The organism is Xenorhabdus sp. SGI 60 (assembly GCF_056632175.1).
The window spans coordinates 670,016-690,415 of record NZ_CP196860.1 but is presented as its reverse complement, the minus strand read 5'-3'; the positions used below and the strand labels follow the sequence as shown (position 1 = coordinate 690,415).

General features: G+C 43.1%; 16 protein-coding genes. 5 read left to right on the top strand and 11 right to left on the bottom strand.

Annotation, left to right across the window (positions count from 1 at the left end; translation table 11 throughout):
• Nucleotides 1-11 precede the first annotated feature (11 nt).
• The gene (gene dnaB, locus ACSJJG_RS03160) at nt 12-1,421 is read right to left on the bottom strand and encodes a replicative DNA helicase (protein ID WP_481088454.1); all 1,410 of its coding nucleotides are present in this window, start codon (nt 1,419-1,421) and stop codon (nt 12-14) included.
• 286 nt (nt 1,422-1,707) lie between these two features.
• Between dnaB and ACSJJG_RS03155 the strand changes: the two genes are divergently transcribed.
• Nucleotides 1,708-2,691, top strand: coding sequence for an NADPH:quinone reductase (locus ACSJJG_RS03155; protein WP_481088453.1), 984 nt, complete (start codon nt 1,708-1,710; stop codon nt 2,689-2,691).
• 25 nt (nt 2,692-2,716) lie between these two features.
• On the opposite strand, the gene dusA is transcribed toward ACSJJG_RS03155, so the two are convergent.
• The 3 genes from dusA to ACSJJG_RS03140 all read right to left on the bottom strand — a co-directional run bounded on the left by dusA (nt 2,717) and on the right by ACSJJG_RS03140 (nt 6,118).
• Nucleotides 2,717-3,691: a tRNA dihydrouridine(20/20a) synthase DusA gene (gene dusA / locus ACSJJG_RS03150; RefSeq protein ID WP_481088452.1), complete on the bottom strand. Its 975-nt coding sequence runs from the start codon at nt 3,689-3,691 to the stop codon at nt 2,717-2,719.
• A 189-nt stretch (nt 3,692-3,880) separates the two neighbouring features.
• The gene (locus ACSJJG_RS03145; RefSeq protein ID WP_481088451.1) at nt 3,881-4,948 is read right to left on the bottom strand and encodes a hypothetical protein; all 1,068 of its coding nucleotides are present in this window, start codon (nt 4,946-4,948) and stop codon (nt 3,881-3,883) included.
• 18 nt (nt 4,949-4,966) lie between these two features.
• The gene (locus ACSJJG_RS03140; RefSeq protein ID WP_481088450.1) at nt 4,967-6,118 is read right to left on the bottom strand and encodes a DUF1266 domain-containing protein; all 1,152 of its coding nucleotides are present in this window, start codon (nt 6,116-6,118) and stop codon (nt 4,967-4,969) included.
• 477 nt (nt 6,119-6,595) lie between these two features.
• Between ACSJJG_RS03140 and zur the strand changes: the two genes are divergently transcribed.
• The gene (gene zur, locus ACSJJG_RS03135; protein ID WP_047769944.1) at nt 6,596-7,108 is read left to right on the top strand and encodes a zinc uptake transcriptional repressor Zur; all 513 of its coding nucleotides are present in this window, start codon (nt 6,596-6,598) and stop codon (nt 7,106-7,108) included.
• A 149-nt stretch (nt 7,109-7,257) separates the two neighbouring features.
• Here zur and lexA read toward each other — a convergent pair whose 3' ends face one another.
• Together lexA and ACSJJG_RS03125 are read right to left on the bottom strand one after the other, a co-directional pair.
• Nucleotides 7,258-7,875, bottom strand: a complete 618-nt coding sequence (gene lexA / locus ACSJJG_RS03130) for a transcriptional repressor LexA (RefSeq protein WP_481088449.1) — start codon at nt 7,873-7,875, stop codon at nt 7,258-7,260.
• Nucleotides 7,876-7,994: 119 nt separating this feature from the next.
• Nucleotides 7,995-8,366, bottom strand: coding sequence for a diacylglycerol kinase (locus tag ACSJJG_RS03125; RefSeq protein ID WP_481088448.1), 372 nt, complete (start codon nt 8,364-8,366; stop codon nt 7,995-7,997).
• Nucleotides 8,367-8,503: 137 nt separating this feature from the next.
• Here ACSJJG_RS03125 and plsB point away from each other — a divergent pair, with 137 nt between their 5' ends.
• Nucleotides 8,504-10,972 (top strand): glycerol-3-phosphate 1-O-acyltransferase PlsB, encoded by a 2,469-nt coding sequence (gene plsB, locus ACSJJG_RS03120; protein ID WP_481088447.1) that lies wholly within the window; start codon nt 8,504-8,506, stop codon nt 10,970-10,972.
• Nucleotides 10,973-11,029: 57 nt separating this feature from the next.
• Here plsB and ubiA read toward each other — a convergent pair whose 3' ends face one another.
• From ubiA to pgi, 3 genes are all read right to left on the bottom strand, one after another.
• The gene (ubiA, locus tag ACSJJG_RS03115) at nt 11,030-11,884 is read right to left on the bottom strand and encodes a 4-hydroxybenzoate octaprenyltransferase (protein ID WP_481088446.1); all 855 of its coding nucleotides are present in this window, start codon (nt 11,882-11,884) and stop codon (nt 11,030-11,032) included.
• Nucleotides 11,885-11,931: 47 nt separating this feature from the next.
• Nucleotides 11,932-12,438, bottom strand: a complete 507-nt coding sequence (gene ubiC / locus ACSJJG_RS03110) for a chorismate lyase (RefSeq protein WP_481088445.1) — start codon at nt 12,436-12,438, stop codon at nt 11,932-11,934.
• A gap of 184 nt (nt 12,439-12,622) precedes the next feature.
• Nucleotides 12,623-14,269, bottom strand: coding sequence for a glucose-6-phosphate isomerase (pgi, locus tag ACSJJG_RS03105; RefSeq protein WP_481088444.1), 1,647 nt, complete (start codon nt 14,267-14,269; stop codon nt 12,623-12,625).
• Between the two features lie 277 nt (nt 14,270-14,546).
• On the opposite strand from pgi, the gene lysC reads away from it, so the two are divergent.
• Entirely contained in the window at nt 14,547-15,920 is a 1,374-nt protein-coding gene (lysC, locus tag ACSJJG_RS03100; protein ID WP_481088443.1) for a lysine-sensitive aspartokinase 3, read from the top strand.
• Nucleotides 15,921-16,129: 209 nt separating this feature from the next.
• Nucleotides 16,130-16,960 (top strand): glyoxylate bypass operon transcriptional repressor IclR, encoded by an 831-nt coding sequence (gene iclR, locus ACSJJG_RS03095; RefSeq protein ID WP_481088442.1) that lies wholly within the window; start codon nt 16,130-16,132, stop codon nt 16,958-16,960.
• Nucleotides 16,961-17,233: 273 nt separating this feature from the next.
• Here the strand turns inward: iclR and aceK are convergent, their stop codons facing one another.
• Both aceK and aceA read right to left on the bottom strand, forming a co-directional pair.
• The gene (gene aceK / locus ACSJJG_RS03090; RefSeq protein WP_481088441.1) at nt 17,234-18,958 is read right to left on the bottom strand and encodes a bifunctional isocitrate dehydrogenase kinase/phosphatase; all 1,725 of its coding nucleotides are present in this window, start codon (nt 18,956-18,958) and stop codon (nt 17,234-17,236) included.
• 84 nt (nt 18,959-19,042) lie between these two features.
• Nucleotides 19,043-20,350 (bottom strand): isocitrate lyase, encoded by a 1,308-nt coding sequence (gene aceA / locus ACSJJG_RS03085; RefSeq protein WP_481088440.1) that lies wholly within the window; start codon nt 20,348-20,350, stop codon nt 19,043-19,045.
• Nucleotides 20,351-20,400 lie beyond the last annotated feature (50 nt).

Genomic DNA, 20,400 nt, shown 5'->3' with positions numbered 1-20,400 from the left:
GGCCCTTAGGTTTATTCGTCGCTGTAACTTGGCCCGGCATAATTATCGAATCGTGACCATTGACCATTAAACGTCAGCCTTACTGCACCGATAGGGCCGTTACGCTGTTTACCAATGATGATTTCTGCCACACCTTTCAGTTCACTGTTGTCGTGATAAACTTCGTCACGATAAATAAACATGATCAAGTCAGCATCCTGTTCGATAGAGCCTGATTCACGCAGATCGGAGTTAACCGGACGTTTATCAGCTCGCTGTTCCAAACCACGGTTAAGTTGGGAGAGTGCAACAACTGGCACCTGAAGCTCTTTTGCCAGAGCTTTCAGTGAGCGGGATATTTCCGCAATTTCCAGTGTTCGGTTGTCGGATAAAGAAGGGACTCGCATCAATTGCAGGTAGTCGATCATTATCAAACTGAGTCCACCGTGTTCGCGGAAAATTCGTCGCGCACGGGAACGCACTTCTGTTGGCGTCAAACCGGATGAGTCATCAATATACATATTGCGTTTTTCCAGCAAAATTCCCATCGTACTGGAAATTCGTGCCCAATCCTCATCATCAAGTTGACCGGTACGAATGCGTGTTTGATCTACGCGGGACAGAGATGCCAGCATACGCATCATGATCTGGTTGCCGGGCATCTCAAGGCTGAAAATCAATACAGGCTTATCCTGCATCATAGCCGCGTTTTCACACAGGTTCATCGCAAAAGTCGTTTTACCCATTGAAGGACGCGCCGCTACAATAACTAAATCTGATTTTTGCAATCCTGCGGTTTTCTTATCCAGATCTTGATAGCCGGTAGAAACGCCTGTTACGCCATCATGCGGGCGCTGATAGAGCTGTTCAATTCGTTCAACGGTTTCTTCCAGGATCTGTTCAATACCTTTCGGACCCTCGTCTTTATTTGCCCGATTTTCTGCGATCTGGAATACTCGTGATTCAGCTAAATCCAACAATTCCTCGCTGGTTCGCCCTTGTGGATCGTATCCTGCATCGGCAATTTCATTGGCGACCGCGATCATATCACGTACTACCGCACGTTCGCGGACAATATCAGCATAGGCATTGATATTCGCCGCACTCGGGGTATTTTTCGACAATTCAGCAAGATAGGCAAACCCTCCGACATTATCGAGTTCGCCATTCTGTTCAAGAGATTCCGATAATGTGATCAGGTCGATAGGTTTGCCTGTTTCGAGCAAACGCTGCATTTCAGCGAAAATACGCCTGTGTGGTCGGCTAAAAAAGTCATTGCTGCTAACCCGTTCGGATACATTATCCCAACGTTCATTATCCAGCATCAAACCGCCTAACACGGATTGCTCTGCTTCCAAAGAGTGTGGTGGAAGTTTCAGCCCTTCCACTTGGCGATCTTTTGGTTCAGCCATACTGTTGTTAGTTGGTTTTTTTCCAGCCATGTATACCGCATCAATCCACTAAACAAAAAACGAAATAGGGTATCAGTATACGCCATGAAAACAGCCTTGAGTAATTATAGATATACCAATCTAATTTCAAGATGCGTGTGATTTCTCCCCGCAAATCGGGGGAAATCCGGTTTCATATCGTGTTGTAAATTGCAACTTGAAGTTTAATGCGTATAGTCTGTAATGATTTCAGATACATTAACGCGCTATTTGTAGCTATTTCATTGCAAACGTGCGAGGCTGTTCCCAATATTTCTAACATAATGAGAGAGTTACCATGGCAAAACACATCGAATTATCCGCCATTGGCGGCCCAGAAGTACTCCGATATTGTGAATTTATACCTGCTGACCTTGCTCCTGATGAAGTACAAGTCGAAAACAAAGCCATCGGTATTAATTATATTGATACCTACATACGCAGTGGCTTATATCCACCAGCCTGCCTGCCCTGTGGCTTGGGAACAGAAGCCGCAGGCATTGTCACTAAAGTTGGCTCCAATGTGACATCAATTAAAGTCGGTGATCGTGTGGTTTATGCCCAGTCAGCCTTAGGTGCTTACAGTGAAATACACAACGTTCCTGAAAACAAATTAGCACTGTTGCCGGATGAGATTTCGTTCGAACAAGCGGCTGCGGCATTTTTAAAAGGCCTGACTGTTTACTATCTGTTCAATTTGACACATAAGCTCCAGACAGGAGAAACCATTCTATTTCATGCCGCCGCCGGTGGTGTTGGTTTGATTGCCTGCCAATGGGCAAAAGCACTGGGCGCGAAATTGATTGGCACAGTAGGTTCAGACGAAAAAGCGGTGCTCGCCAAAGCAGCAGGAGCATGGCAAACCATCAATTATCGTCGCGAGAATATTGTAGAACGCGTCCTGGCTATTACTGGCGGGGAAAAAGTTGGTGTCGTATACGATTCTGTTGGCAAAGAGACATGGCTAGATTCACTGGATTGCCTGAAACGACAAGGTTTGATGGTCAGTTTTGGTAACGCTTCAGGTCCCGTAACCGGAGTGAATTTGGGTATCCTCAATCAGAAAGGTTCACTGTTTCTCACCCGTCCTTCTCTTAATAGCTATATCACGACTCGCGAAGAGTTAGCAGAAGCCAGCAAGACATTGTTTGCTTTAATTGCCAGCGGCAAAATCAATGTGGATGTACCAGAAGACCAGAAGTTTCCACTGAGAGAAGCAGTAAGAGCACACCAGACGCTGGAAAACCGTGCAACCCACGGCTCCAGCTTATTGATTCCATAATTTCAGACAAAACTCCTGAGCGGATTTACATCCGCTCTGTCACCATTTCCAACGCTTTTTCAACAATCATAATATCAGCGCCCGGCTTATGGGCGTTTTCACTTAAGTGACGACGCCACTGACGTGCCCCAGGGATCCCTTGGAAAATGCCTAAAATATGGCGGGTGATATGCCCTAAATAAGTGCCTTTGGATAGCTCTTGTTCAATATAAGGATAAAGCGCCTTAACCACCTCAACCGTATTGGTCACTGGAACTGTTTGGTCAAACAACTCACAATCCACATGTGCCAGAATGGATGGATTTTGGTAGGCTTCTCGTCCAACCATCACACCATCCATATACTGCAAATGCTGCTTGACCTCTTCCAACGATTTAATACCGCCATTAATTGAAAACGTCAGTTGGGGGAAATCCCGTTTCAATTGATAGACTCGCGGATAATCCAAAGGTGGAATTTCACGGTTTTCTTTCGGGCTTAAACCAGAAAGCCACGCTTTACGTGCATGGATAATAAAATTATCACAATCACTATTTTTCACAACAATATCAATAAAATCACACAAAAACTCGTAGCTATCCTGTTCATCAATTCCGATGCGAGTTTTAACGGTAACAGGAATATCCACGACATCCTGCATTGCCTTAATACAATCAGCTACCAGCGCTGCTTCTCCCATCAGGCAAGCACCAAAACGGCCATTCTGCACACGATCAGAAGGGCAACCCACATTCAGATTGATTTCATCATAACCTCTTTCCTGCGCGATCCTGGCACACTGTGCCAATGCCTGAGGATCACTGCCCCCCAATTGCAGTGCCAATGGATGCTCTTGCTCGTTATAGGCCAGATAGTCCCCTTTGCCATGAATAATCGCCCCCGTTGTAACCATTTCCGTGTAAAGTAGTGCTTCCTTACTCAATAAACGATGAAAGTAACGGCAATGGCGGTCAGTCCAGTCCAACATGGGCGCAACGGAAAAGCGGGATGATGGGTGCATATCACAAACCTCGTTTAAAAATCAAAAAGATAGCGCCGATATCGCCACTTTATATTCTGGTTTATTTCGGCTTATTCTGCCATTAGGAGATATTAAGGGGGAGCACAAACTCCCCCAAATTATCCAAGACGGGCGATTATACAGAGCGAAAAGGATCGCTTCAAACTCAACCAAAAATGAATACTTGAATTAGTTCCATTCAAAGTGTAGTGACGAGAATTTCTCTTGAATTTCATTAATAAATCGATTTGTACTAGAAAGGCTCCAATTTCTAGCGATGTAATACCCCTCACCTTGATAATCAAACTCAGGCTCTAACTGAGTACGATACTTTTTGTATTTGTCTTCTGTTCCTTTAATTTCTTCATATTTTTTCAGCAACTGAAACGAACAAGTTTTATTATTTCGTAGATAGTGAAAACCAGACTCATCAATTAATTTATGATCCTCGAGTGCCTTAACTGTATAAAAACCAATGTCTGACTTACGGAAACCTTGCTGGTAAGACATCTCATTAACATACAGATTAAGTGATGAGTGATCTTTTTCATTGCTAATAGCTCTCTTTTCCCGCTTTTTATGACGTACCTCTATCTGGTAATCTACTGCTTCGGGAAGAGGAATAATTTGCTCAACATTCAATAAAATTTTTTCATTTACTCGAAAAGGTTGAAGACGAACACAAGTTATATCCATCCCTATATCATTCATCCACAAAACCGATGTCGTAATCTCTTTAGAAAAGCTAAAAGCAGCTAAAACGATACGGGTTTCTTTAGCAAAATCATTATGCTGTGGAGAATCCCAGGCCAGAAAATCCAACAACGAACTTTCAGCATCAATATCTTGTTCCGTTTGACTCAAAAATTCCCTGTAGGCACTAACAGCCTGCTCCCACGTTAGATTCGAAACCATAGCTGCATACCGAATCGCCTGAAGTTCCATATGACCACCATCGTCATCCCGCTTCAGCTCTATGACGACGAGATTGGCAGACTTATCGATACCAAGTAAATCAAGGCGGCGATTAGAGCCAACAAAATGACTATATTCTTCTGCAATCACTAATGTATCTGGACTAATGGCTCCAATTTGTGATTTTAAAAGACGCTGAATATCTTGTCGTTCCTTCAGCTTCTCTGCCTCAAATGAAGTCATTTCAACTTCGATTAACCTATCCTGTGTTAATTCATATATTGCCATGTTTGTACTTGTAGTATTTTTTGTAATTGTTTCTTTGTGCCATAGAGTATACATACCTATCCCTACAGGTTGTTAATGCAATACACGAATTTCGGTATGGTTATACTCCTCATCCATTACTTCGTCGTCAAATGAATCTTCCATTTGTTGATCGCGCAATATGGAATTGACCGCATCAGCAAAACCATCTTTCATATATTGTTCCATAAAGATACCTTTCGGGCTTGGCCAAGGTAATTGAGCCATTGGCCAGTCACAGTGTTCCTTGTAAAACCAAAACTCTTTCAAGCGTCCTTTCACTGTGTCAAAATCCCGACTCCAGTAGGCATTACCTAACCGATAATTCGTATGGAATTCATCGAAGCTGCCAAAAATTTCATAAACATAATCGGCTGTTTTTAGTATATTTTTCCACGCCGTTTCTTCACTAATATAGCCCGCAGCAAAACAATTTCGGCTCAAAACTATCGCTCGCCAGAGATCAAATCCCCAAAGTAAAGCGGGCGGGCGTCCATTAATTGAGCGAGAACATTGCTGTACATATTCCTCTGGCTCTTCAATTAAATTGCCAAGTACCTTAAACATTTCTCCATCGGTAAAAACCGCATCAACCGCAAAACGCTCTGAGTGCATTCCCGCCCATAAATCATGCAATACTTTCCAATAATCTTTTTCATCAAGTATTCCCCAATTTTTATAGACTTGAGATTGGTGAGGTTCTGCATCAGATAAGGGCAAGATACGGTATTGGTAATTATCGCGAGAAACACGGCTTTTTAAAGGGTAATGTTCTAATGTTTCGGTCCAAAAACCATCGTAATAACAACTAACGATATGCAAACGCAATGCCTGACGCTTTTCTTCCGGCAAAACAGAATACTTTGCCTGTAAGTAATAACGTTTCTGCTCAGTAATAGGGAGATTTTTGATGCGTTGTAAACTATAAGTGGAGAAATATATACCAAGTAAGCTCAAGCCAATCAAGCTAGCCCAAAGTATGTATCCCTTTGAAGATACGTTATTAGCATCAAAGATCAGTATCGTTATTCCGACCGATAATACCCCTAACAAAAGTGTTGTAATCCAAAGAACACTAAATCCAACTACCTGAACAGGCTTGAGAAATGCCACTCCCTTTCTTTCCTTGAGGATATTTTTGATTATCCTAAAACCATTAACAGGAAATCTTCTATTATTCGGGTGGTTTTGCAATAATTCTTTCATTTTTAATCCATTAATTAAGTAAGATGTATTTCGAATTTTTTAATGTTGATTTTTTCTTTCCTAAGTGGAACCATTAGAATAAACAGCTTTATATTATTAATCATTTATAAACCATCTCTAATATTAGTAATGGAGAATACTATTTCCAGTGTTAATTATAAAGAATGACATATTTAAACAACATATAATAATTTTAATTTCCAATATAATTGGCCGGATAAATTAACTTAAGCACCTGGATATTATCCAATATTTTCAGCTTTATTTTCTCCGTTTTTCAGCCCATTTTATTGTTCTTATCCACGGATTAACTTTATTTTCAAGTATTTCATCATGACAAGTGAACCATTCTTCTTCACCGGTATCACCGGTATGTTACACATCAGACGAGAACTGAACATCATATAGATCCCACTCTCAGGTTAAAAAACATGATAACATTAACGTCATTAGCATCGTGTCGGGGTGAGAGGTGTAATGAAAACTATCAATCAAAAAAAGTTACTGGCACAGGCTGAAACAATCTGCCTGTCAAGAGGGGTTCGTTTAACACCTCAACGCCTTGAAATTCTTCGTTTAATCACTGAACAACCCAGCGCGATAAGCGCTTATGATTTACTGGATTTATTGCGTGAAGTCGAGCCACAAGCCAAGCCTCCAACAGTTTATCGTGGGTTGGAGTTTCTGCTGGAACAAGGTTTTATTCACAAAATAGAATCTACAAATAGCTATGTACTTTGCCATCATTTTGAAGAGCCTTGCCATACTTCGGCAATGTTTATCTGTGAATTTTGTGGTTCAGTAACCGAAAAGGATGCAAAGGATATTGAATCAGCTATCCAACAGCTAGCACAAGGTACGGGATTTCACTTGCGAAATAGCGTGATAGAAGTGCATGGCATGTGTTCTTCCTGCCATGAGATTGAATCCTGTACAGAGCGCGATATATGCCAGCACAATCATTCGGTTGAAGAAAATAAAAAGAAATAAGAAAAAACATTTGAAGCCAAATTGAGCAACGAGGCGGTCATAACTAATATAATCATATATTTTTCAAGTTTCCGTTGAACTTACGTTTAACGGACTCAGGGAAAAATGACCGCCCCAGAATGGCAAACTGCAATTATCCGCCTTTACAATCAGAACCAGTCCCCGCTACGAATAACACCGACGGCCAATCCTTCAATAGTGAAATTCTGCTCGCTCAAATCAACAACAATGGGTTTAAATTCTGGATTCTCAGCAATCAGTTCAATTTTATTTCCTGTTTGTTTGAAGCGTTTTACTGTGACTTCATCTTCAATGCGCGCCACAATGACTTGCCCATTATGAACATCCTGTGTTTTATGCACAGCCAATAAATCTCCGTCCATAATCCCAATGTCTTTCATGGACATCCCACTGACACGTAACAGAAAATCAGCACTTGGTTTGAATAATTCAGGATCAACCTTATAATGACTTTCAATGTGTTCCTGAGCCAGCAGTGGTTCTCCAGCAGCAACACGACCGATCAACGGCAATCCTGCTCCTCCATCTTCCTCTTCAAGAAGCAAACGGATACCTCTGGATGCACCAGAGATAATCTCTATCACCCCTTTACGCGCCAGAGCCCTTAAATGCTCTTCTGCTGCGTTAGGTGAACGAAAACCAAGACGCGCTGCAATTTCAGCACGTGTTGGTGGCATACCCGTTTGCGAAATATGGTCACGCACCAAGTCGTAGACTTGCTGCTGTCTGGCCGTTAATGCTTTCATTTCGCCCCCTGTTTGTTTATACAGTCAAACTGTGAGTATATACAGGTAAAGCCGAATTGGGAACCGGTCAGCATGTAAAAGCAGCGAACTAACATAGTTTGCTGAAAAAACACGCTACCTCAACGCATAAAATGCGACCAAAAGATCACTCCCCAAATAAACAGCGCCAAAAGTATACTGAGCAATACCGCCGCAGACCCCATATCTTTCGCTCGACCTGATAATTCATGATATTCACTACCGATGCGATCCACGACTGCTTCTATGGCACTATTGAGGATTTCGACAATGACCACCAGCATAACAGAGCCAATCAGAAGGAGTCTTTCAAGTAAGCCAAAATCTATAGAAAATGCAATGATGATCGCAAGTATGGCGGCTATTGTTTCCTGCCGAAATGCCGCTTCATTTTGCCATGCTGCCTTGATTCCTTTCGCCGAATACCCAGCCGCTTTAATGATGCGACTCAAACCTGTTGATTGATTTGCCATAAAAATTTTCTTTAATGAACTTATTGATTGTATGGTTATATAACTTTTAGCTCTTATTATTGTCTTATTTCCACAGATCTCAAAACCCGTTTCTGGTATCCTTGCGATGCGTTGCTAACAAGAGGCTTAAAGCAGTTATGTCAGGTTGGCGTAAAATATATTATAAGTTATTGAATTTACCACTAAAATTTTTAGTAAAAAGTAAACTAATCCCTACGGATCCTATTGCGGAGCTGCGTCTTGATACGACTCGGCCTATTTTGTACATATTACCGTACCGCTCAAAAACAGACTTATTGACTCTGCGTCAACAATGTCTGGCGCAAGATCTGCCTGATCCGTTGAATCCTTTGGAAATTGGTGATACACAGCTTCCCAGTTGTGTCTTTATTGATAACGGTCCACGTGTGTTCCGTTGTTATGCGCCAAAACATGAATCTGTAAAAATTTTCCACGCCTATCTGGACTTGCATCGTAATAATCCCGATCTGGATATCCAGATGGTGCCTGTTTCCGTCATGTTTGGCCGCTCCCCAGGACGCGAAGGGCAAGAAGGGCATACAACCCCACAATTACGCTTGCTAAATGGCGTGCAGAAGTTTTTTGCCATCTTATGGCTTGGACGGGATAGTTTTGTCCGTTTTTCCACTCCTGTGTCTTTACGCCGTATGGCCGACGAACATGGTACAGATAATATCATCGCCAATAAACTCACCCGTGTGGCTCGGATGCACTATTCCCGCCAGCGTCTTGCGGCTGTTGGACCTCGTTTGCCTGCCAGACAGGATCTGTTCAACAAGTTACTGACATCAAAAGCAATAGAAAAAGCGATTGCTGATGAATCCCGTAGCAAGAAAATCTCTCCCGAAAAGGCAAAGCAGAATGCTATCAATATGCTGGAAGAAATTGCTGCGGATTTCTCCTATGAAACCGTACGCTTGACCGATCGGGTTTTAAGTTGGACCTGGAACCGTTTGTACCAAGGTATCAATGTTCATAACGCCGAACGAGTTCGTCAGTTGGCACAGGATGGTCATGAACTGGTTTACGTTCCCTGCCATCGTAGCCATATGGACTACCTTCTGCTCTCTTATGTACTCTATCACCAAGGGCTGGTTCCACCGCACATTGCGGCGGGCATTAACCTGAATTTCTGGCCTGCCGGTCCGATATTCCGTCGTCTTGGTGCGTTCTTTATCCGCCGTACATTTAAAGGCAATAAGCTCTATTCAACCATCTTTCGTGAATATCTCGGTGAGTTGTTTACCCGCGGTTATTCGGTTGAATACTTTGTCGAAGGAGGACGCTCCCGTACTGGTCGTTTGCTTGATCCCAAAACGGGGACGCTTTCCATGACCTTGCAAGCCATGCTGCGGGGAGAATCTCGTCCAATCACGATTGTGCCGATCTATATCGGTTATGAATATGTGATGGAAGTGGCAACGTATGCCAAAGAGCTGCGCGGTGCCACCAAGGAAAAAGAAAGCTTTTTCCAGATGGTTCGAGGGTTGCGCAAATTACGTAATCTGGGACAAGGTTACGTAAATTTTGGTGAACCGATCCCGTTGATACAATACCTGAATCAGCATGTACCAGAGTGGCGTGACTCCATTGACCCAATAGAATCTCAGCGTCCAACATGGCTGACGCCAACAGTCAGTAAACTGGCTGACAATATTATGGTCAATATCAATAATGCTGCCGCAGCTAATGCTATCAATTTATGCACTACAGCATTGTTGTCATCACGTCAGCGAGCACTTACTCGTGAACAACTTATTGAGCAGTTAGATTGCTATCTGCAATTACTGCGTAATGTGCCTTACACTAACGATATCACGGTGCCAAACCAAACCGCAGAAGAGTTGTTAGATCACGCTCTTATGATGAATAAGTTTGAGGTTGAGAAAGACGGCCTGGGCGATATTATTATCCTGCCACGTGAAAGCGCGGTACTAATGACTTATTATCGTAATAATATCCAGCACTTACTGATCCTGCCATCCCTGATTACCAGTATTATTATGCATCACCGCCGCATTAGTCGCAGTGAATTGCTCAGACAGGTAGCACTGATTTATCCGCTGATCAAGCAGGAACTTTTCATGCGTTACAGTAAGGAAACGCTCCCGGACGTCGTCAATACCTTGATTGATGAGCTAGCGCGCCAATGCCTTATCTGCAACAAAGAGCAAGAAATGCTGGTGCTGAATCCTGCACGTATTCGCCCACTGCAATTGCTGGCAGCAGGCATTAGGGAAACGCTGCAACGTTATGCCATAACGCTCTCTTTGTTGAATGCCACACCTGAAATCAGCCGTGGTGTACTGGAAAAAGAGAGCCGGATGCTGGCACAACGTCTGTCAGTTCTGCATGGCATCAATGCGCCAGAGTTCTTTGACAAAGCCGTTTTTGCTTGCTCGGTCAATACGTTGCGTGAAGAAGGTTATATTCAAGACAGCGGCGATATGATTACCACCAGTGCCCAGGAACTCTATCATGTATTGAGTGAGTTGATGTCACCTGAAATTCGCTTGACGATTGAAAGTGTCAGTATGCCACCAGAACAGAACGAACCTATACAGATAGCGCAAGATCAGCCATAACAATGCCCGGCTGGTGATGGCAACAAGAAATTAACGGGCGGTTTATCGCCCGTTATATTAGACATAGCTAAAAAAGATGCCGAGGAATAGAACTAAACCAACGTAGTTATTATTCATAAACGACTGAAAACAGGCAGATCTTTCCCGATTTGTGATCAGTTTCTGCTGATAAATGAATAGTGCTGTTGCCAATAATACCGTCCAATAATAGATACCCCCCAGATTCACCATCCCACCCACCAAGACCAAAATGCCCAGCATGATGAATTGCAGAATGCCAATGATCAGTTTATCAAAGCGCCCAAAAAGCACGGCGGTCGATTTCACTCCGATTTTCAGGTCATCGTCACGATCAACCATCGCATACTGTGTATCATAAATGACAGACCAAATGATATTGGCCAAAAATAACAACCAGCATTCTAAAGGTAAGGACTCACTGACTGCGGCAAATGCCATAGGAATTGACCAGCCGTAAGCAGCACCTAACACAACTTGTGGCAAGTGACTAACACGCTTGACAAAAGGGTAAACCCACGCCAGTGCCAGACCAACGACCGACAATGCAATCGTCATTTTATTCAGTGTCAGAACCAACGCGAAAGAAATGAGTAACAGTGTGGCAAACAAGATTTTGCTTTCTTTTTCGGTAATATCGCCACTGGGAAGAGGACGAGATTTTGTCCGTTCTACATACCCATCAAATTTTCTGTCTGCGAAATCATTAATGCAACATCCCGCAGCACGCATGAAAAACACACCGAGAGTAAATACTAACCCTATGTGCAAATCTGGCATACCTTTTGCTGCAATCCACAATGCCCAATAGGTTGGCCATAATAGTAATAATGTGCCAATGGGTTTATCGATACGCATTAAACGACAATAAGCCCGCCATTTATTCTGCGTCATACTGACCTTCAATCTATTTCTCCCCTTTAGTTCTGTTGATCTTAATTCTATTTATATGCAGGTGAATTCGGTAAAAAAACCTCTGTAAGCAGCAGTGGCTTGCCTGACAGTCTCAATAAAGAACGGCGCGCCCAGCGATCCCCCTGTAGGCCTATTTGAATATAATCTCGCGTTAAATTATTACCACTAAAAAGATAACGCCCAAGTGGAACAGTGCCCACATCCACCAATTTTCTATCTGGGCCGGTGAGTGTTTCCTCAGGAATCACTGTGCGCCCCAAAAGCCACGGAGTGTTATCTCCATACAAGACAATTTCACGTAGCCAATATTTTTCACTTACAGGTAAGTGCTCACTTTCACCCTCTAACGCTTCTAAAGTGACAAAACCTTCCCGGAAAGGAGTAACCGATACATGCTGACAATGTTGTTCAAAGCGACGTGTCATTGAGCCAACTTCCATCAACCAGGCCAAAATAGACTCAGGAAGAAGCTTACTTTCATATGCCGATAACCAGTGGATAGGGGTTGAAGTTAATATTGTGTCATCTGCCATGTCATTTTTCCATTGCGGGGAAGAGCAATTTCCCCGACAGCACAACGAATGGGGAGTGAGGATATCATGTTGCAGGCCAAGAAAATTAAAAGTTGCTAACAAATTATGTAAATCACAAAAAAACTCACCTCAATAATAACTATTATTAAGGTGAGGGAAGGGTTAGATAATATGGAAGTTCAGATTAACGCCACGCTTTGAATTGGTTAATCAGGCCATTTGTGGAGCTGTCATGGCTGGTTACAGCTTCCGCCTCGTGCAATTCAGGCAGAATACGGTTCGCTAACTGTTTACCCAGTTCTACGCCCCATTGGTCAAATGAGAAGATATTCAGAATTGCACCTTGAACAAAGATCTTATGTTCATACATGGCTATTAACGCCCCTAAACTGAATGGGGTAATTTCACGCAATAAAATGGAGTTAGTCGGACGATTACCTTCAAACACTTTGAATGGCACAACACTCGCCACATCCTGAGCATTTTTTCCTGCTTGCGCAAATTCAGCTTCTACCTGAACCTGTGTTTTACCAAATGCCAACGCTTCAGTTTGCGCAAAGAAGTTAGAGAGTAGTTTGCTATGGTGATCGCTGATTGGGTTATGGCTCATTGCTGGCGCAATAAAATCACACGGGATCAATTTAGTTCCCTGATGGATAAGCTGGTAGAAAGCATGCTGCCCATTAGTGCCAGGCTCACCCCAGATAATCGGCCCTGTCTGGTAATTCACCGGATTACCATCACGATCGATGTACTTACCATTTGATTCCATGTTGCCTTGTTGGAAATAGGCAGCAAAACGGTGCATGTATTGATCATAAGGCAGAATCGCTTCAGTTTCTGCACCAAAGAAATTGTTGTACCAGATGCCAATCAGGGCCAACAAAACAGGAATGTTCTGCTCGAAGGCGGTTTGCTCAACGTGTTTATCCATTGCATGAGCGCCGCTCAACAGCTGTTCGAAATTTTCATAACCAATGGAAATCGCAATAGATAAACCAATTGCAGACCAGAGCGAATAGCGGCCCCCTACCCAATCCCAAAACTCAAACATGTTTTGTGAATCGATACCGAATTTTATGACTTCTTGTTCATTGGTCGATAATGCCGCAAAATGTTTCGCGATATACGCTTCATCAACAGCACGTTGCAGGAACCAATGGCGTGCAGTATGCGCATTAGTCATCGTTTCTTGTGTGGTAAACGTCTTGGAAGCAATCAAGAACAAGGTGGTTTCTGGATCTAAGGCTTTTAGCGTTTCGGCAATGTGGGTGCCATCAACATTGGAAACAAAATGCATATTCAGGTGATTCTTATACGCTTTTAGTGCCTCAGTCACCATATAAGGGCCAAGATCAGAGCCACCAATGCCAATATTGACAACATCTGTAATGGCTTTGCCTGTATAGCCTTTCCACTCACCGCTGATGATGCGTTCACTGAATGATTTCATTTTCGCCAGCACCGCATTGACTTGCGGCATCACATCTTCGCCATCCACCAAAATCGGGGTATTACTGCGGTTACGCAGGGCAATATGCAACACCGCTCGATCTTCGGTACGATTGATTTTATCACCAGAGAACATACTGCGAATGGCACTGGCTACATCAGTCTCTTGCGCCAAGGCTTGTAATTTCTCCAGCGTTTCTGCGGTGATGCGGTTTTTGGAGTAATCCACCAGAATCTGCTGATCAAATGTCGCTGAAAATGCGGCAAACCGTTCTTTGTCCTGTTCAAACAGATCCCGCAAATGCACATTTTTCATTTGCTCAAAATGCTGTTGCAATTCTTTCCAGGCTTCTGTCTGGCTAGGGTTGATGTTTTTCATGAATAACGCTCTCTATCAACTGTCAATAAACAATAGGAATGCACAGATTGTAACGGTTTCATTCTGTGATTTATCTCCCTTTCCTTGTAGTTACTGATATTGGTCAAAATAGTCCGTGATTTCCAGCCCTAATTGTTAAGATAGGCAAAAACGATAATTTCTTTTCCATCATGAAAATTATTTATGCTTCATCGTCAAACATTGACTCAGTACGCCTAACCCGATATTTCTAAACGCTTACTCTCTGAACTATTCTCCAAACAAAAGGTTATCATCCATGTGTGCTGTTTCATCTCCTGACTCGCAGTATGTTGTAGCAAAATTTGGTGGTACTAGTGTGGCAAATTTCGATGCCATGAATAATTGCACCGACATTATCCTGGCGAACACAAATGTCCGTGTGGTCGTCCTGTCAGCTTCCGCTGGCGTAACCAATTTGCTGGTTGCATTGGCGGCTGGCTGCGGTAGTGACAAACGGGAGAGCTATCTGAAACAGATCCGTGACATTCAATATGCCATTATCGACCGACTGAATGAAGCCGATGTGATCCGTGAGGAAATTGATCGTCTGCTGGAAAATATTGAGATGCTGTCAGAAGCGGCATCGCTCGCCACTTCAGAAGCACTGACGGATGAATTGGTTAGCCACGGTGAAGTCATGTCCACCTTATTGTTTGTGGAGTTACTCCGTCAGCGCAATGCAAATGCCGAATGGTTTGATATCCGTCGGATCATGCGAACCAGTGATAATTTTGGGCGGGCTGAGCCGGATATGCTCCAGCTTCATACTTTGGCAATGGAACATCTTCATTCCCGCCTGAATAACACAATTGTCATCACGCAGGGGTTTATTGGCAGGGAAGAGAAAGGCCGTACAACGACACTGGGACGAGGTGGCAGTGATTATACGGCTGCCTTACTGGGGGAAGCACTTGGGTTACAGCGTGTTGATATCTGGACAGATGTGCCGGGTATCTACACCACCGATCCCCGTATTGTCCCTACGGCCAAGCGCATCAATAAAATTGCCTTTGATGAAGCGGCAGAAATGGCGACATTTGGTGCCAAAATTCTCCATCCCGCCACACTGCTACCGGCTGTTCGCTGTGGCATTCCGGTATTTGTCGGCTCCAGTAAAGAGCCACAAGCAGGCGGTACAGTAGTTTGTGATAAAACAGAAAATCCCCCGCTGTTTCGTGCATTGACCTTGCGCCGCAAACAAACTTTACTGACATTACATAGTCTGAAAATGCTGCATGCCCGGGGCTTTCTGGCAGAAGTTTTTACCTTACTGTCACGCCATAATATTTCGGTGGATTTAATCACCACATCAGAAGTCAGCATCGCCCTGACGCTGGATACCAAAGGTTCCACCAGCACTAATGGCAACCTGTTGACCAATGCGTTGCTAACTGAACTTTCTAAATTGTGCCGTGTGGAAGTCGAAGAAGATATGGCATTAGTAGCAATTATCGGTAATGAACTTTCACGAGCAAAAGGATTGGGAAAAGGGATTTTTGGCGTGTTGGAACCCTTTAATATTCGCATGATTAGCTGTGGTGCAAGCAGCCATAATGTCTGTCTGCTCGTTCCTGGTCACGATGCGGAACAGGTCATTCAGACATTGCATCAGAGTTTATTTGAAGGATGACAAAATAAAGTCAAACATCGTGTCAGAAAAACCCGCATAAAAAGCGGGTTTTCTTGATCTTGCAAAGAGGATTAGTTAATCAAACCACAACACATCGGATGTGTTTTTCCCCTCTTTATCATCCATAATAAGAAAACGAAAACAAATTCCATTTTGTGTCCATCGCAGCTATCGTTGCTGCAAGCAGACGATTATTCAGAGGGAACCTTATGAGCACAGCCATTGCCAGCAAACGCACAAAAAAAACGAAAATGATGCTAAACAGTACCGCTGCAAGCGGTCAAGTTCAATCTTTAAGCCGCGGACTAACACTTTTGGAATATATTTCCGATTCGCCTGTTGGTGTTACTTTGACTGATCTGGCGATACAAGCCGGTCTGCCCAACTCCACTACCCACCGTCTTTTGACCACCTTGCAGCAACATGGTTTTGTTCGCCAAATAGGTGATCTAGGGTTATGGGTGATCGCTTCCCATGCTTTTGTCGTTGGGAATAGTTTCTTACAAAGCCGTAATCTGATGGTGCTGGTTCATCCGATATTGCGTCAGTTAATGGAAGATTCCGGTGAAACCGTCAACCTTGCTATCCTTAATCTGGACGAATATGAAGCCGTGATTGTTGATCAAGTGCAATGCAATGCGTTGATGAGAATGTCCGCTCCCATTGGTGGCAATCTACCGATGCACGCTTCCGGCGCTGGAAAAGCCCTGCTGTCTACCCTATCTGAACAAAAACGCTTCCAATTGCTGCATAAAAAAGGAATGCACGCTTATACCCAACATACCTGTACCACCGCCGCAGCATTAACAGAAAATCTCGAACAGATCCGCAAACAGGGTTTTTCATTTGATGATGAAGAACATGCATTAGGATTGCGCTGTATTGCTGCCTGTATCTATGATGAGCATCATGAAGCTTTTGCCGCTATTTCCATCTCCGGTCCAGTATCACGTATCTCTGATGATCGAGTGACTGAACTTGGCGCTCTTGTAATGCGGGCAGCAAAAGCAATTAGCCGAGAATACGGTGGAATTAAGTAATTTTTACCAGGATCTTATCGACAAGCTGATTTGTGAAAGTGATGTTCGTTGTCCATTATCAATGTTTCACAAGCTCAATGAAAGTGCCTATGACTTTATCATGTTGCATTCCGATTTGAAAACAAAGGTTTTTCAATTAATCGCTTGGATTAGTTATGGCCTGAAAAGCATTAAATTTATCACAGCAAACTCGATTAACAGTTTAATACATGACCTATTATCTTTATCTGTGTAAATTGTGATACCACTGATTATATTTCTTATTTGGTTTATTTAAGTACGTTGACTAAATCGCTGTCTACAGCGATACGCAAAAACATCTTCTATGTATCCGTTTTTAATACGCTCTTGCAATGCCCGCCAGTAATCTGTTTTAAACAGATCACTGTGACTTTCCTCAAAATAACTTCGAATACGTTTGTCAGTACATAAAAAATGCCGAAACTCTTCTGGAAAAACATCGTTAACAGCAACACTAAACCAAGGTTCGCTCGCCAACTCATCTTCTGGATAGCGTGGCGGAGGAATATCGCGAAAATTCACTTCGGCCATATAACAGATTTCATCATAATCGTAGAAAATCACCCTTCCGTGGCGTGTAACACCAAAATTTTTAAACAACATATCACCAGGGAAAATATTTGCCGCGGCCAGTTGCTTAATGGCATTTCCGTATTCCTCAATCACATCCTTCAATTGCTCCTCATCATTGATCTGTTCCATATAAATATTTAACGGCATCATTTTACGCTCCATATAAAGATGCTTTATCAAGAGATTATCGCCTAAATCTTCTAGCTTTTTTGGTATCTCTTTTTGCAATTCCTCCATTAACTCAGGGCTAATATGGCGTTTATCAATCACAAAGTTTTCGAATTCCTGAGTATCTGCCATTCTTCCAACACGATCATGCTCTTTTACCAGACGATAGCACTCCTGAACACGCTCTTGAGAAACCTCTTTCTGTGGTGCAAATTTGTCTTTAATCACTTTAAATACACGATCAAATGACGGGAAAGTGAAAACCAGCATTACCATGCCCTTCACACCTGGTGCAATTGTAAACTGTTCTTGAGTGGAATTGATGAATGTCAGATATTCACGGTAGTATTCTGTTTTACCGTGTTTTTGACAGCCTATCGCCATGTATAGTTCTGCCGTGGATTTCGTCGGAAGAATTTCACGCAACCACTCAACTAAAGCGGCGGGCAAGGGCGCGTAAACCATAAAATAGGAACGGGCAAAACCAAAAACAATGCTGGCATCATCGTAGTTGGTCAGACAGGTATCGACAAAAATTCCCCCCGATTCATTGTGATGAATCGGTAACAAAAAGGGATAAACAATCGCCCCCATCCTGATCTTGCCTACCAACCAGGCTGCCTTGTTGCGGTAAAACAATTCATTCGCGATCTGGAATGTGGAGTGTAATAAATCAGATTGGGAAAATGTATTCTGTAAATATTGTGTGATATAACTAATATCCCGATCCAAATTCTCCCATTTAAGGCGTAATGGCAAATCATTTAAGATGGTTCGCAACGTTGCTGCAAGATTATCATTAGGAAAAAAATCCCGTGATAATGGACGAGAAATATGACGAAAACGGGAAGAGGGTTGAGAAGAAAAAATATAGAGATTTTCTGGTTTCAAGTTGCGATGTTTAAAAAATCGACAATAAACCGAATTAAAAAAACTTTCTGCAATTTCAAAACGCGGATAATCAGGCAGTAAACGGGTATAAACCGCTTTAACTTCGGCAATGTAATCTTCATCATATTGTAATGAAGTGTGAATGCGCTTCAATTGCTCCACCACCAATCCAACATGATGATCATACAAGTTAATTCTCTTTTTCATGGCCTGCTGTACAGCCGGCCAGTCAGCCTGTTCAAAACGTTGCTGTGCCCCAGAAGTGACCTCCAGAAATCGACCATATTGCGCATCAAATCCCTGCAAAATGGTTTGTGCAATTAAATGTGCGAGATCTATTTCCATATTTAGCCACCTTTACTCGACACGTAAAGGGGTATCCCTTTGGGAATTCCCCCACAGTTTATTACCCCAATCAGTATAATGAATTTAGAATTGCTGTTCTTCTGTCGATCCGGTTAATGCCGTAACAGAAGCCCCCTCTCCCTGAATAATCGTGGTCACTTTGTCAAAATATCCCGTTCCCACTTCCTGCTGATGTGAGGAGAATGTATAACCACGGTCAAGGGCAGCAAATTCTTGTTCCTGAACTTTTTCAACATAATGTTTCATTCCTGCACCACGTGCATAATCGTAAGCCAAATCAAACATGTTGAACCACATGCTATGTATGCCCGCAAGTGTGATGAACTGGAATTTATATCCCATAGCAGATAACTGATCTTGAAAACTGGAAATCGTTTTATCATCCAGATTCTTTTTCCAGTTGAAAGAAGGCGAACAGTTATAAGCTAACAACTTGCCAGGATATTTAGCATGGATGGCTTTAGCAAAACAACGAGCCGCTTCAATATCCGGTGTAGAGGTTTCGCACCAGACAACATCAGCGTAAGGCGCATAAGCTAACCCACGGCTGATAGCTTGTTCAATACCAGCACGAGTACAATAGAAGCCTTCACAGGTTCGCTTGCCAGTAATGAACGCTTTGTCATAAGGGTCACAATCCGATGTCAATAAATCTGCTGCATCTGCATCGGTGCGCGCGATTAATAAGGTGGGTACACCGGAGACATCAGCTGCCAACCGTGCAGCTACCAGCTTCTGAATAGCCTCTTGAGTCGGAACCAAGACTTTGCCACCCATGTGTCCACATTTTTTCACTGCTGCAAGTTGATCTTCAAAATGCACTGCCGCAGCACCCGCCTCGATCATCGCTTTCATCAGTTCAAATGCGTTCAGTACCCCGCCAAACCCCGCTTCCGCATCTGCGACAATCGGCAGGAAATAGTCAATATATTCTTGACTATCTGGACCGATACTATTTGACCATTGGATCTGATCGGCACGACGGAAGCTATTATTAATACGTTTGATTACATTAGGAACAGAATCAACGGGATACAATGATTGATCGGGATACATGCTCGCTGCGGTATTTGCATCTGCCGCCACTTGCCAACCGGAGAGATAAACCGCCTCAATACCTGCTTTAGCTTGCTGAAGTGCCTGGCCGCCTGTCAGCGCTCCAAGCGCGTTCACATAGCCTTTTTTCGAGTTACCATTCAGCAAGTTCCACAACTTTTTCGCCCCCATTTGCGCTAAAGTATGTTCAGGATTAATCGAACCCCGCAATTTGACGACATCTTCAGCACTATATGGACGAGTGATACCTTTCCAACGCAGTTGTTGCCACTCTTGTTCCAGTTGAACGATTTGTTGTTTCCGGGACATGGTCATGATGTTCTACTTCCTATTCTTAATTAATCGGATATTTTTGCCATTATTGT

Bases quoted from the DNA above. Each gene is read 5' to 3' on its own strand.
- dnaB (WP_481088454.1), bottom strand. From the start codon at position 1,421: ATGGCTGGAAAAAAACCAACTAACAACAGTATGGCTGAACCAAAAGAT.
- ACSJJG_RS03155 (WP_481088453.1), top strand. From the start codon at position 1,708: ATGGCAAAACACATCGAATTATCCGCCATTGGCGGCCCAGAAGTACTC.
- dusA (WP_481088452.1), bottom strand. From the start codon at position 3,691: ATGCACCCATCATCCCGCTTTTCCGTTGCGCCCATGTTGGACTGGACT.
- ACSJJG_RS03145 (WP_481088451.1), bottom strand. From the start codon at position 4,948: ATGTATACTCTATGGCACAAAGAAACAATTACAAAAAATACTACAAGT.
- ACSJJG_RS03140 (WP_481088450.1), bottom strand. From the start codon at position 6,118: ATGAAAGAATTATTGCAAAACCACCCGAATAATAGAAGATTTCCTGTT.
- zur (WP_047769944.1), top strand. From the start codon at position 6,596: ATGAAAACTATCAATCAAAAAAAGTTACTGGCACAGGCTGAAACAATC.
- lexA (WP_481088449.1), bottom strand. From the start codon at position 7,875: ATGAAAGCATTAACGGCCAGACAGCAGCAAGTCTACGACTTGGTGCGT.
- ACSJJG_RS03125 (WP_481088448.1), bottom strand. From the start codon at position 8,366: ATGGCAAATCAATCAACAGGTTTGAGTCGCATCATTAAAGCGGCTGGG.
- plsB (WP_481088447.1), top strand. From the start codon at position 8,504: ATGTCAGGTTGGCGTAAAATATATTATAAGTTATTGAATTTACCACTA.
- ubiA (WP_481088446.1), bottom strand. From the start codon at position 11,884: ATGACGCAGAATAAATGGCGGGCTTATTGTCGTTTAATGCGTATCGAT.
- ubiC (WP_481088445.1), bottom strand. From the start codon at position 12,438: ATGGCAGATGACACAATATTAACTTCAACCCCTATCCACTGGTTATCG.
- pgi (WP_481088444.1), bottom strand. From the start codon at position 14,269: ATGAAAAACATCAACCCTAGCCAGACAGAAGCCTGGAAAGAATTGCAA.
- lysC (WP_481088443.1), top strand. From the start codon at position 14,547: ATGTGTGCTGTTTCATCTCCTGACTCGCAGTATGTTGTAGCAAAATTT.
- iclR (WP_481088442.1), top strand. From the start codon at position 16,130: ATGAGCACAGCCATTGCCAGCAAACGCACAAAAAAAACGAAAATGATG.
- aceK (WP_481088441.1), bottom strand. From the start codon at position 18,958: ATGGAAATAGATCTCGCACATTTAATTGCACAAACCATTTTGCAGGGA.
- aceA (WP_481088440.1), bottom strand. From the start codon at position 20,350: ATGACCATGTCCCGGAAACAACAAATCGTTCAACTGGAACAAGAGTGG.